This is a genomic window from Phormidesmis sp. 146-20 (genome assembly GCF_052939475.1).
Map to the genome: position 1 here is coordinate 38291 of NZ_JBJPHT010000013.1, position 13139 is coordinate 51429.

Annotated in this window: 12 protein-coding genes; 5 read left to right on the top strand and 7 right to left on the bottom strand. The window is 48.0% G+C overall.

Annotated features, from left to right (window positions below):
• Window positions 1–37 precede the first annotated feature (37 nt).
• The 4 genes from ACKFKH_RS12875 (at window position 38) to ACKFKH_RS12890 (ending at window position 2770) form a co-directional block, all read left to right on the top strand.
• Window positions 38–664, top strand: a complete 627-nt coding sequence (locus ACKFKH_RS12875) for a cytochrome b/b6 domain-containing protein (RefSeq protein WP_446858703.1) — start codon at window positions 38–40, stop codon at window positions 662–664.
• A complete protein-coding gene (locus ACKFKH_RS12880) occupies window positions 665–1363 on the top strand; it encodes a molybdopterin-dependent oxidoreductase (protein ID WP_446858704.1) in 699 nt (232 codons plus the stop codon).
• A gap of 58 nt (window positions 1364–1421) precedes the next feature.
• Window positions 1422–1592 carry a hypothetical protein gene (locus ACKFKH_RS12885; RefSeq protein WP_446858705.1) on the top strand — a complete coding sequence of 57 codons (171 nt, stop codon included), beginning with the start codon at window positions 1422–1424 and terminating at the stop codon, window positions 1590–1592.
• A 176-nt stretch (window positions 1593–1768) separates the two neighbouring features.
• Window positions 1769–2770 carry an aspartate carbamoyltransferase catalytic subunit gene (locus ACKFKH_RS12890; protein WP_446858706.1) on the top strand — a complete coding sequence of 334 codons (1002 nt, stop codon included), beginning with the start codon at window positions 1769–1771 and terminating at the stop codon, window positions 2768–2770.
• 18 nt (window positions 2771–2788) lie between these two features.
• On the opposite strand, the gene ACKFKH_RS12895 is transcribed toward ACKFKH_RS12890, so the two are convergent.
• From ACKFKH_RS12895 to ACKFKH_RS12920, 6 genes are all read right to left on the bottom strand, one after another.
• Window positions 2789–3622, bottom strand: coding sequence for a cobyrinic acid a,c-diamide synthase (locus tag ACKFKH_RS12895; RefSeq protein WP_446858707.1), 834 nt, complete (start codon window positions 3620–3622; stop codon window positions 2789–2791).
• A gap of 412 nt (window positions 3623–4034) precedes the next feature.
• A complete protein-coding gene (locus ACKFKH_RS12900) occupies window positions 4035–4901 on the bottom strand; it encodes a polysaccharide lyase (RefSeq protein WP_446858708.1) in 867 nt (288 codons plus the stop codon).
• Between the two features lie 711 nt (window positions 4902–5612).
• A complete protein-coding gene (locus ACKFKH_RS12905) occupies window positions 5613–7763 on the bottom strand; it encodes a CHASE2 domain-containing protein (protein WP_446858709.1) in 2151 nt (716 codons plus the stop codon).
• Between the two features lie 32 nt (window positions 7764–7795).
• A complete protein-coding gene (locus ACKFKH_RS12910; protein ID WP_446858710.1) occupies window positions 7796–8512 on the bottom strand; it encodes a DUF928 domain-containing protein in 717 nt (238 codons plus the stop codon).
• A 447-nt stretch (window positions 8513–8959) separates the two neighbouring features.
• Window positions 8960–11452 (bottom strand): CHAT domain-containing tetratricopeptide repeat protein, encoded by a 2493-nt coding sequence (locus ACKFKH_RS12915; RefSeq protein ID WP_446858711.1) that lies wholly within the window; start codon window positions 11450–11452, stop codon window positions 8960–8962.
• Window positions 11453–11625: 173 nt separating this feature from the next.
• On the bottom strand, window positions 11626–11817 hold the full coding sequence (locus ACKFKH_RS12920) for a hypothetical protein (RefSeq protein WP_446858712.1): 192 nt from the start codon (window positions 11815–11817) through the stop codon (window positions 11626–11628).
• A 150-nt stretch (window positions 11818–11967) separates the two neighbouring features.
• Between ACKFKH_RS12920 and ACKFKH_RS12925 the strand changes: the two genes are divergently transcribed.
• The gene (locus ACKFKH_RS12925; RefSeq protein ID WP_446858794.1) at window positions 11968–12219 is read left to right on the top strand and encodes a c-type cytochrome; all 252 of its coding nucleotides are present in this window, start codon (window positions 11968–11970) and stop codon (window positions 12217–12219) included.
• Between the two features lie 299 nt (window positions 12220–12518).
• Here the strand turns inward: ACKFKH_RS12925 and ACKFKH_RS12930 are convergent, their stop codons facing one another.
• Window positions 12519–13031, bottom strand: a complete 513-nt coding sequence (locus ACKFKH_RS12930; protein ID WP_446858713.1) for a class I SAM-dependent methyltransferase — start codon at window positions 13029–13031, stop codon at window positions 12519–12521.
• Window positions 13032–13139 lie beyond the last annotated feature (108 nt).

Consider the following 13139-nt stretch of genomic DNA (forward strand, 5'->3'; position numbering starts at 1 on the left):
ATGACAATAGTGAGGGAGAATACCGGATTGTTTGACCATGACTGCTGACTCCGCTCAAAGCTCAAAGCCGCCCCTGTTGCCCAAACAAGCGATTCTAGCCAAAGTATTTCATTGGGCAAATGTGGTCAGTTTGTCGATTATGTTGACCAGCGGACTGCAAATCTACAACGCCAACCCCGTTTTTGGAGGACGAGCCGGGCTGGAGATTCCGCCGATCTTTTTGCTAGGAGGCTGGCTGGCTGGCGGTCGAGACTGGCACTTTTTTGGCATGTGGCTATTTTCTCTCAACCTACTCTGGTATGGGTTCTACATTCTGATTAGCCGTCGCTGGAAACATCGTTTTGTCGGATTCAACGATCTCAAAGCACTGCAAATCGGCAAAAATCCCAAACGCAAAGCATACGCCTGGCATCGGGTGGTTTATACCGCGATCGTTCCCATTCTGCTCCTCTCAATTCTCAGCGGTATGGGTATGTACAAACCTGCTCAGTTTCCCTGGATTGTGGAAATGTTTGGCGATTGGCAATCGATGCGCGTGGTGCATTTTATGACGGTGCCGACGGTGATTGTGTTTGCGATCGTGCATTCCCTGCTCGCCCTCAAAGTCGGTGGCTCTCCGTTACTTGAATCGATGTTTTGGCGCAGATTAAAGATCGAGGACTAAATGCAAGTTAACCGTCGCCAATTTCTAAAAACTGCGGGTTTGTCGAGTGGTGGTTTGCTGCTCGGTGGCTGTGCGTTGAGTCCGCTGGCTGACCTTGTGGGGATTGTTTCTGAACCTCTTAACCAACGAGTTGAAGAATTATTACTCAAGCCGCAAACGCCCGTTCCAGAATTTCCGATTAGCAAAATTGAGCCAAACAAGCTAATTATTAATACCTTCGGATTTACGCCCGAAATTGATCCAAAAACCTTTCGATTAACGATCGATGGCGAGGTCAATCAACCCATGCAGCTTAGTCTTGATGATATTTACAAACTGCCGTTGACTTCGATGGTGATTCGTCATGTCTGCGTCGAGGGATGGGCGGCGATCGTGCAGTGGGGCGGCGTGCGTTTGCGCGATTTGATCACCCTGGCACAGCCTAAAGAAAGCGTGAAATATGTGTACTTTCAGTCAGCCGATCGCTACTACGAAAGTTGGGATTTAGCCTCCTGTCTGCATCCACAAACGCTGATGGCGTATCAGAAAAATGGGGAGAAACTGGCGATCGACTATGGGGCCCCGCTCCGACTGGCTGCCCCGATCAAACTCGGCTACAAACAAAGTAAATGGGTGACCCGCATTACATTAACCAACAGCCTATTTCCCCGCAAAGGCTACTGGGAAGATCAAGGCTACGAATGGTTTGCCGGATTGTAAGCTTTCACAACCAGTTCTCTTAAATAGACTTCATTTAACTAAAGCCGGAGCGACAGGCATGATCACCAGAAACCTGGACGCAAATCAGCCCTACCGAGTCTGTCTAGTGGCGGATGGGTTGCCAGGAAAAAAAGGGCGCTGGTTGAATTGTCGAGTGATCACGGCGATCGAGGATGCCCGATTTGACTTTCACCGTCAAGATTTGAAGTTTGTTCGCGCTAGTCCTTGATGCAGTTAAGCTAAAGGTTGCGGTGCCGATCACCAGACAATTTGAGCATAGGATAATGAGAAGGCGATCTCTCTGAGTTACCCGCAAGGGGTCGCTTCGAGTTACCCGCAAGGGGTCGTTTTGCGTTATGAATATTTGAGTGATTGATCTCTGCTGTATCGTTCCTCACAATTTTCATGTCTTGGACTCGTCATCATGTACTTTCTCTCGCAGACTTTTCCCCTGCGGAATACGACATCGTGCTGCAAACGGCCAGTAGCTTTCGAGAAGTGCTGTCTCGCCGCACCAAAAAAGTGCCCACGCTGCAAGGTCAAGTCGTCGCCAACCTGTTTTTTGAATCTTCGACCCGCACCCGCAGCAGTTTTGAACTCGCCGCCAAACGTCTCTCTGCCGATACGCTCAATTTCGCCCCCGGCACGTCTTCTCTGAGCAAAGGAGAAACGATTTTAGACACCGCAAAAACCTATCTGGCGATGGGCACCGACATGATGGTGATTCGCCACAAAGAAGCGGGAGTGCCGCAAGCGATCGCCGCCGAAATGGATCGTCTAGGCGTGAAAGTGGGCGTGTTGAATGCCGGGGATGGACAGCACGAACACCCGTCTCAAGCGCTGCTAGATCTGTTTACGATTTGCACCTTGCTCGACTCAGAAAACCCACGATTGTCATTACTAAAAGGCAAAAAGATCGCGATCGTCGGTGACATTTTGCATTCTCGCGTCGCTCGTTCTAATATCTGGAGTCTGACCGCGAGTGGGGCTGAAGTGCATTTAGCAGCACCGCCAACGTTGTTGCCCAAATGGTTTGCTGATTATGTCAAAGATGACAATTCTTTAGATCGCAAATTGTTTATTCACTGGACACTCGATCCCGCCCTTCAAGATGCTGATTTTGTGATGACTTTGCGGCTGCAAAAAGAGCGAATGACCAGCCATTTGTTGCCCAGTTTGCGAGAATATCATCAACAGTTTGGCGTGACGCGCGATCGCCTTCAACAGTGTCGATCGCAGGTAAAAGTTTTGCATCCCGGCCCGGTCAATCGGGGGGTAGAAATTAGCTCTGATTTGATGGATGATCCGCAGTTTAGTTTGATTTCACAACAGGTAACCAGCGGGGTTGCTGTGCGAATGGCGTTACTTTATTTGATGGGAGGCGGCAAAGAAATTAGCGGAAGATAATGCCGTTTTCAACTTTGATTAATTTGGAAAAATTAAGTCTTGTTCACGCACGAAAATCTCTTCGTAGCTAAAAGCCAGTGATCCGGGATGGCGGATAATCGAAAAGCCAAAACTAGTCGTGACTTCGGTGGTGAAGGTGGCGATCGCTAGCTCAACCAGCTTTCTATCTGAGATTGTAGGCTTTTGCACGAAGTAGTCTCGACGAGCAAAAAACAGCTTTTCATCTTTAGGAATGATAATTTGATTGATGCGATGAGCATGTTGAACTGGCTTAATATAAGTTGTGAGAAACTCCTCTTGATTTCTTTGTAGCCGATAGAGTTTCTCATGCTGAAGCCAACTCATTTTAAAGATCATTTTTAATAGTTCAAATCCCAAAATGTAGTTAAAAATATTGTTACGTTCTTCAGTGCTGGCGACAATTCGTAAAGCAGATTCTAAAAATAAGTCAGGCTTACGACGCGCATCCTGCACTGAGTGAATATAAAACTGTCGAATATAGCCTCTAACGACTGTTTCTGTTAATCTTATCTGGATGTGAAACTTTTGGAGATTGTCTTTAACTTTTTGCTGAATCTCTCGATTCTCAACCAGTCTGGCAATCAGTCCGTTGGCAGTATATTCATCTAGAAATTCTGCTTGAGTATCAGGAGTCGCTGCACAGAGTAAATGACACAGCGAAAGGACATATCGACGTTGATTCCAGGGCAAGCTTTCGGCCCACTGTTTTGCCTCAGATGGAAGCTTATTTAGAATGTTTTCAATTTCACTTTGAGGCAAAGATCCGTGAGGTTGTGCGACCCCTGATGGGTAACTAGAAGAAATGGATTCTATCTCAATTCGCTGATTCATTCCCTAAAGCTAATCCTGCGAAGGCTAGCAGTGATTTTATAAACCTAAATTCTCCACTGGAAACCATGTAAAGGGCGAAATTGGAGTGTGAGCATTAGTATGCCCTACGCAGCTCACTTCAAACGCTTACGTTCTACCCGCTGTTAACGCGAATTCGATCAGATCCTCCAATGCGATTCTCCATTCGGGAACGCCCCCTAAATTCTCCACCCGTGAGGGACTTTGATCCAGAAATCTTGAGAGTTTCCCGGCGTGGGGGCAGACATGCTTTACGACGAAGCGAAAAAACTTCAACGAATTCACGCCTTGTTAGCAGCAAGTGGTTGCCGTTTGAACTGTCCTAATCTGTTTTTCCATACAAAAAGTCCCCATCAGGATGACAGGGATGAAAAGGTGTGAATCTACGGAAAATCTAGCTACCTGCTGTCACTGAAAAGTTGGCAAAATCAGCATACACAGACTTGGGAGTAGCCCACGACTTATCACTTCCCCCAAAAAATGTGCAGAAAAACACGCCATTAATCTTTAAGGTTGAAGTCGATCGAAAGACCACGCCTGCTTGTTCAAAGACTTGGTTGCCATTGATCCACACGCGGACTCGACCATCTTTTTTACCGGGTCGGTTGAGGGTTACTTCCTGCTCTAATCGATACCAGACTCCGGGTTCAAAGTTCCAGGCTCCGCGACCGAGTGACGTTCCGTACTCTTTGCTGGTGGGCAGGTAGGCGTAGACTTCGCCTGCTCCATCCCGTCGCCACATATAGCGGGTCGAAAATCCGTCTGTCCCGTCGGGCGTTTTGCCGCCACTGTTAGCCACACCGCCAAAAAGTCCGGGGAGCTTGCCACCTTTGACGAAATCAAAATTTTTGGAGAATCGGACAAAGTAGCTCAGACGCAGTTTGTCGGCAGGTTTGATGCCCAAACTCGCTAAAAATTGCCCACCACCGATCGCGCTTCCACCCTTGCGGGCCGACTCAGGACTGGCAGATCCCTTGGGATATGAGACGCGCAGCACTTTAGAAAACCGACGGGTCGAATCGGGAACGACCTCAAAATTTTGCCAGCCCCAACTCGCCTGATTTTGCACTTTCCACTGCTGCCGCCAGTTTGCCTGATCAAAGGTGCCTGCCCAGACCGGGGTAGGACTTCGCGCGGCCGCAATTTCAGTTGAGTCGTCGGGTGAGTCTGACTGCACAGCCGTTGCTGAGGTGAAATAATGGCAGCTATTTAAGGTAAGCGACATCAAGGCGATCGTTGTCAAGATGTGACAAAGTTTCACAGGATTTCCTCTGCTACTAAGATGAGAGACCTGCCCTGAGCGGTTTTCGGCTGTCAACAAACGTTTAGACATAGGCGAAACAGGCACTACTTTATACTAGCGAAGCTGACAAATCTCAGAATAAATCCGTATTAAACCTTGAATAAGTTACCGTTAAGGTTTATTTTCAAGTTCTTATTTGGCTAAATTTTAACCAGTCCACGATCGAATCGACCAACAAAATAATCAAGAATGCATCCTGAAGGACAGTCTAAACGTGAGGCTAGTTCATGAACTGTGAGATTGCTTTAGCCACCAGTACTATTAATTAGATGTGAGCGGTAGTAATAGTCAACCATTACTGTAGCAATTACAGAAATCAAATACAAAATGGTGACAGCGAACACCTTTTTACTGATTTCTTTTCGTCGAGAGGTTATGCCTAAATAGATACAGTACGAACTTAGAGTAATACTGATTCCAATGAATATATAAGCTAGTCGCCTCTGTGCATATTGCGGCTCAGTTATAAAACCATCAGGAAAACCTAACTGGTCTATATATTGAATATAAACAAGAAAAGATAATATTAGAGCAATGAATCCAATTAGATAAGCAAAAAGATGGTTCAATTTCATATCTGATCTCGATCGATAGAAGGTATCAGAAAGCTGATTCTGTGAGCTTACGTAGCTCAACCGCAAGGGATCACACAACGTCAGCCTATTTTCTCTATAACAATAACGCTAGCTCCGGTGCCACCGTTGTCCATTGGATGTAGTAGCCTGTTCCGTGATCAACCTTTTGATTTAATACTTTTGCATAAACTTCAACTTCAGAATCTGCTAGAGCTAAGTTTAGCTTTAAGTTAGTTAGAGGTAAAAGCGTTTGAACTGTTTGGAGGTGAGCCACTTTGTGAGATAGACGAACCAGTTCTCCGCAAACCTGTTGGTCTGTTAAATGTTTGCCATCCAGAAGAAAACCTCTTACCACGATCGGGCTTGCCAACTGCTTGAGGATCAACGGTCTACTGGGCAGATTTAGTGTGTGGCAACCCGCGATCGCGCTGATCTCATAAAGCATTGTAGGGGTTGTCATCCCTTTCATCAAAACTTCGGTTTGGCTCTCAACGGTGACAATTTCCCGAACTTCTTGCCAAACATTGGGCGAAATTAAAACTTGTCCACCCGTTGTAAAAGATTCAATTCGGGCAGCAAGATTCACATGACTTCCGATCGCCGTGTATTTGGTGTGATCTTCAGACCCAATATTACCGACGACGACCTCTCCGGTGTTGAGTCCGATGCCCATCTCTAGAACGGGTAGGTTGAGTTCCTGGTTGCGTTGATTGACCGATGTCATGGCGAGCTGCATTGCGATCGCACAGGCTACCGCTCGTTCTGCATCATCTACTTTCTGGAGTGGCGCACCAAAGAGAACCACAATTCCATCCCCGGTTAAATCATTGATCGTGCCCCCATAGCTTTTAATGACGCGCGTCATGTCGCTCAGGTAGAGATTGAGCATCCGCACTACTTCTTCGGGCGCAAGCTTTTCGGAGAGATGAGTAAAGCCTCTCAAGTCAGAAATTAGCGTGGTTACTTTGCGCTTTTCGCCCTTTAAGGTCAAGCCTTCTGGCGTTTCTAGTAGCTGGGTGACGACTTCATCGGTTAAGTAGCGCCCAAAGGTTTTACGCAGTTGGGAAGAGGATTGTGCTTGAAATGCGGTGATGGCGATCGTTGCCCCAGCTAGTGATAACCCTGCCGGAACAATCGGAATCCACCAGCCTTTTAGGAAAACAAGATAGCTGATTGCACCTAAGATAACCGTCGCAGCTAAAAACTTGACTAACAGTTGTAGAGCATCAAAGCGTCGCGATCGTCGCCAAACGAGCAATGCCCCAATGACTGACCACGAAAAGATCCAAATGCCCTCATTCACGTCTGACCAAGATTGAATAAGAGGACGATCGAACAGCGCAGTATTGATCAACTGACTCGTTAGCGCTGCATGAATCTCAACTCCCAACATGGGGTCACGGTAAGGGGTGAGAAACGAATCCTTCAAGCTTTCGGCTGTTGCACCGATGATCAGAATGCGCCCTTTGAGAAGGTTTGGATCGACGGTTCCTTCGAGAATTTGCTGAACTGAGACGTGATCAAAGCTATTTCTGCCGCCGCGATAGTTGAGTAAAATTTGGTAGCCACCGATTTCTGCGCCAACATAGCCGCCATCGTGTTCTTGAAAGGGAGCAACGATCGTTTTTCCCAGCTTTACCTGCGAATCGGCAACTTCTTCAGGAAAGATGCCTTGCTTTTCTAGATAGAGCGTCGAGAGCAGGGCTGCAAAGCTTGGTACTGGGGTATTGCCGTCCATGACGCTCAACAGTCCGCGTCGAATTTTGCCATCTGTATCTAGTAACACATCATTCGCCGCCACTTGATTTAACTGCTGCAACACGGGAGCAGGCGCAACAGAACCACTCGCGGCACTACCGACAACCTTTTGCACCCCGATTAGATTGGGTGTTGATCTAAACACTTTGACCAAGCGATCGTAGCCCTTTCCGACAGGAATATCTCGATACAAATCGAGTCCGATCGCAGCAGGTTGATGTTGTTTGAGCTTTTCGAGGACTGCGGCAAGCGTTTCGTCAGTGAGCGGAGTGCCATAGCGCTGAACATCGGATTCGGTCACTCCTACAAGGGTAATGCGCGTCTCACGAGCCTCCGACGGCCGCAAGCGCACCCAGTGATCAAACATTGCCCATTCTAAAAATTGTAAGCTGCCGCTCAGACGCACCAACAGCACGATCGCTGTGACGCTTGGAGCCGCAATCAGAACACCGCGCCCTTGCCAGAGTTGTTGTTTTAAGCGTTTCATAGCAGGCGGGATGCAGATTCCTGCAAATCTAATCATTTGTCAATCCTGGGGGCGTTTGAGAGTGATTCTAGCCCTGCTACTGTCAGGAGTGATTTCCAGTCGTTCTTCCAGGCTGCATTGTTAGGGTTGCGCGCTTCGTCCAGGCTGAGAAGGGTATCGTGCCAGAGTCCTGCTTCTGCTAGTAGCGACGATCGACGCTCTGGAGAGGCTTGTTTGAGGGCTTGAGCAAGGGTAGTATTCACTGGGAGATACTCAACCCATCCACGGGATACGGTGTCATCTGACCGATCTTGCTCACTGCATCGCAGCGCCACTGTCCAACGATAAAGCTGACCAGGTTGTAGCTTGGGAGTTGTCGCACTACTCAACGGTAACCGAACAATGCCAGGGGTTTTTGAAACGGGAACAACCGCTTCGTAAAATCTTTTGGGTCGGCTAGTACCAGAACTGGGGTAGATATCGAGAACAACCCGCAGCGATCGGGCTGAAGTTTTTGGAATGTATGCCAGTAAAGTGAGTTGCTCACGGCTGGTCAGGTTGACCCGATCACGAGGTGCTAACACGCTCAAGGGTTCTTGCTGACCGAGACAGAAACCGCTCCGACTAGCAGCACCCGCAGTTGAAGGGGGATTTTTGCGTTGAGGTGGCCGAAAGACAAATCTCGATCGCGCTTCACTGATTTCAGGATTGACGAATCCGATGCTGGTCAATAACAGCGCTGTGACGGTCAAAAGGCGAAAAGCTTTCATTTTCAGGCAGCCTCTATCTTTGATTAGTTATTCTTCTACGAGATCGATAGTCGATCAGGAAAATGCTGTTCAGGGGAGGCTACCTCGATATAGTTCCTTGGCTTCGTTGTTGAGCGCTTTTGCCCCCCAAGCTGCCAATTGTGGGGACTTTCCGACAAAAATTTAACGTGAATTCGATGGCGTTTTCTCGCTTCGTTATTGGGCACTTCTGCCTCTCAACCCTCCAATTTTTGGGGACTTTGAGACAATATTTCTCGTTCAAAGTCCCTCACTTGTGGGGGATTTAGGGGGCTGCCCGGAGTGGTAACCGTAGCGAAGGATTATCATCGAATTCACGTGAATTTAGTTCAAAGTCTCTCACTTGTGGGGGATCTAGGGGCAACCCAACTCTACAATCGAAGCGAACCATCTCATCGAATCCATAGATTGCTGAGGAAGTACAGTTCTCTAATCTGCGGTTCCGACCAGGGTAAAGCCTGCCCAGTCTTTGGGGTCGGGATACTTTTTCTGGGTGTCTAACATCGCTTGCTGTAAGGCTCTCGCTTTGTCTGAGCCTTGTTTGAGTTGACGATAAAAGCTATTCATTAAGTAAGCCGTTGCTTCATCGGGAACCAGCCAAAGCGAAACAACCACACTCGGAACGCCAGCCGACATCAGCGATCGCGATAAGCCAATCACGCCATCTCCTGTAATTTTGCCGCGTCCTGTGTTGCAAGCGCTCAAAACCGCGAGGTCAGCCCCTAATCGCAGATCAAAAATTTCTTCAGCCGTGAGCAGTCCGCCTTGATCAGACGCAGAAAGAGCCAGCGAACTTTGGAGAGCTTGTCTGTCGTTGAGTAGCCCGTGGGTCGCAAGGTGAATGATGGAAGCCTGAGAAATTCTTTTAAGGACGCGCGATTTAGTGGCCTCTCGACCGACGATCGCTTGAGTGTTTAATAACTGCGCGATCGCAGTCGCTTCTCGTTCGCTTCCCGGTAGGTTAGGCAAGTTGTTCGGCATGGGCGTTGGATTGCCCACAATGAGCGCAGACTTCTGATTTGATAGGCGCGATCGGGCCAGCGTCAAAGCTTGAATTGAAGGAGACACCTGAACTGAATGCTTTTGAATTAAATACTGACCCTTCGCATCCTGGAGGGCAGCAAAGGGAACCAGAAAAAGGGCATCTTGGGGAATGAAGATGACGCGAGCGGTGCCATCTCTGGGCAATAAATCAGCGATCGATTGAATCAAGATTTGATAGGCAGTTTGAGTCGAGGATAAAACGGTCGAAGGCTCTGAAGCGCTTTCTGTAGGTTGCGTGATAGTGCCTCGGATAGCCATCACAAAATTCGTTATGAATGAGTCACTTCCTTCAGGAGTAGCCCCGCGAGATGGGACTGTAGGCGTGTCTATCGAATTCGGTCGATTTTGCAGTTTGCTGAGGTCAACTTGGCGAAAATTGATTTCTCCGGTTGGTTTGACGACCCAGCTATAGAGTTCAGATTCTTCGTGATTTGCGCCGTAGATAATCGAATAGGTGACGATCGTGGCTCGTTGCTGTTTGGCGATCGTCTGAATCTCGGTCACGGTGGGCGGTTGAATGTTGGCGATTTCTTCTTTTGAGCGCTGTGAGAGCAGTTCGACAAAGGCTCTGGCTCGTCCTCGCTCTGCGATCGCTAATGCCTGGGCAGGCTGATTTTGGCGAATCAGGGCTTGCTGTTGCAATCGATAGATATGAGCGTGGGTTTCAAACAGCGCAACTTTATCTGCATCTCGCAGCCCAGGGCGCAAAGATTCAAACCGTTCGATCGCAGTTTGCAGAACTTTGGAAGCCTGTTTGGCTTGTCCGGATTGTTTTTGGTTAAGTTTTTGATCAAGCTGTAACCGAGTTTCTCCAATCCCGCTCAAGGCTCTGATTTCACCCTGCACATCTCCATTGCGTCGGGCTAGTCTCAGCGCATCTTCTAAGGTCGCGATCGCAGACTCAAACTGGTTTTGACTTTTGTAGAAAAATCCTAAATCGTTCAGAACGGCTACTCGACCTGCATCACCCGCCAGACGAGTTGTTGCTAACGCTTGTTCGTAGTAAGAAAGTGCCTGTTTGGGATTGGCTTGCTCTGCTGCCAGTTGAGCCATTCCTCGAAACACACTGACCTTTCCAGTCTGGTCTCCCCGCCCGGTCATTCCTTTCAGCGCTTGCTGATAATAGGTTTGCGACTGGTTGAGTTGTTTGAGAACTTGACTGACCCGCCCCAGACTTTGAAGTGTTCGATCGTAGCTCAACCAATCCCCGACCCCTTGACGCACTGCTAGCGCTTGATTGTAGTAGGTTTTTGCAGTGTCGTATTGTCCCAGGCTGAAGTAGACATCTGCGATCGCATTCAAGGCACGACCCTGATCGACGAGATCGCCGGGCGCACGAATGGCTAGCAGTAAAACGTCGAGTGCCTGTGTATAAAATCCTAATGCGTGTAGCGTTTCGCCGATTCCCAGACGATTACGAGTTTCTGCACCGATGTCTGCGCCTTGTCCTCCTGCTGCCGCCCTAAACAATCGCAAAGCTTCTCGGTAGTTGCCCCGTTCTAATTGAATTGAGCCTTGCGTACTGAGAATCGCGCCTTGAGAAGAATGACGACCCGGAAGGGCTTGGGCTTGCTGAGTGCGACTGAAAGCCTGGTCATATTTGCCTAATCGAACTTCAGCGATCGCTAATTGCAGCAAAACAGCCCTTTGTCCTTCGATATCTGCGATCGCACGATAGGCGCTCAGGGCTTGCTCCAAAGATTGAGAAGCTGGAACTAGAACATTTTGTTTGAGATAGTCACTACCCGTTTTGAACAGTCGGTCAGCTTGGGGTTTGCCTGGCGCAATCGATTGAGCTTGCACCCAAACCGCAGGGGCGATTGTCAGAAGTGCTGCGATCGCCGAGATAGTCAGGAGCCGAGCAGGAATGCCTCTCATAGAACGCAAAATGTGGAACGGAGTACTACCGGGTTTAGAGTGCCTCTATTCTAGCCACGATCGTTAATTTTGCTACTCACAGCTACATATTAGACTCGCTTTGAAAATAGAGGATTAGACGGGTGATTGAGCGGCGGCAATGGGAGTCAGTTGAACCTGATACCCTAACTGCTCTATCCGCTGCTGCAAGGTTTGAACCAGGTGTTGTTGTCGCTGTTGTCCAGTTTCGGTGGTGCGGGGATCTCGATAGCGCCTTGGGTGGGAACGGTCAAATGTTTGAGCAGACGATCGAGGGTTGCGCTCAAAGCCGATTCATCCGTCAAGGCGGGAAGGGCAGATACTGAACTTGGGGATGCCGGAGTCATGGCGTAATTTCAATTCTTTCTTGCCTGACTCTACCCCTTTCCTAAAGAATTCTCGATCTACTGATCCTCAATGAGAACACTTCTAACACTCATTTTTACAGTGGCTCTGTTATTTATGAGTCTGACCAGCCTGCTCTCGCGGATGCTGATATTGCCGCAGGTGCCAAAGTCTTTAATGTAAACTGTGCATCCTGTCATATGGGCGGCGGAAACGTGATCAATGCTGCCAAGACGTTGAAGAAAGATGCTCTGGTTGCCAATGCTAAAGATACGACAGCGGCGATCGTCACTCAGGTCACGAAAGGTAAAGGCGCAATGCCCGCTTTCAAAGGTCGCCTCACGGAAGAACAAATTGCCTCTGTGACTGCCTATGTATTAGACAAGGCTGAGAAAGGCTGGTAGCGTGTATCTTTTTACCGTCAGTTCGATGAACGCTTCGCTTCGCTTTTGGATCCAGGAACGCCCCCTTTCCTCCAGTCATAAGCGTGGTGCAATGCTTCAAAAACTAATACAGCATCAAATAACCCCTGATGTGGGACTGCTGCCGCAACTGTTTCCATTGGAACTTCAATGAATTCTAGGTTGACCTTGAGATTTTTCGCTTCAAAGCTTTTAATCCTAGTGGTCTGTCAAGATTAAAATGAGAGACAGCTAGGGGCTGTAACCCTCGAATGAAAGCAGATTTTGAGAAAATTTATCCCTCAATTAAAGATTGACAGTCTACTAGTCTTAGCATCCCTAATATCATGAGGAGAGATTGAAGTACCCACTACATCAAACTTCATTAAAGCTAGTGATTCTGACATCCATCCAGATCCGCATCCAAGTTCGAGTAGTTTTTGTGGCGGATGAATCTGTAGTCTTTCAAGCATGACCACGAGATCGATAAGGTCTGTAAGATACTTTCTTGTTCCATATCCAAACCAAAATGGTTTGCGAAGCTCACTTTCAGCAACTTCGGAGGCAGTGACTTCTGGCAATGAAAAACGGTAAGCGATCTCTGCGTCATGAGTCGTTTTCTCATCATTAAATTTTGGAGGAAACTCTCCACGCGAGTAGTCATCCAAAATCAAATACGCTCCAATCAATAACTTTTCTATCCTTGTTAAAGGTAGGTTCCAATCCTGTTGGTTCAAAGTCCAGAGATTATGGCCTCTGCTCAAAAGTGTGGATCTTGAGATCGTCTTGACCAACTGCTGCAACTTCGTTACCATTATTCGCCACCTCAAACTAACGATTGCTGGACTGACTATGCTACTCCAGAAAGTGATGCAGAAACCCTCACCATATTTTCAGAATGAGTAACGTAAACAAACTCATTC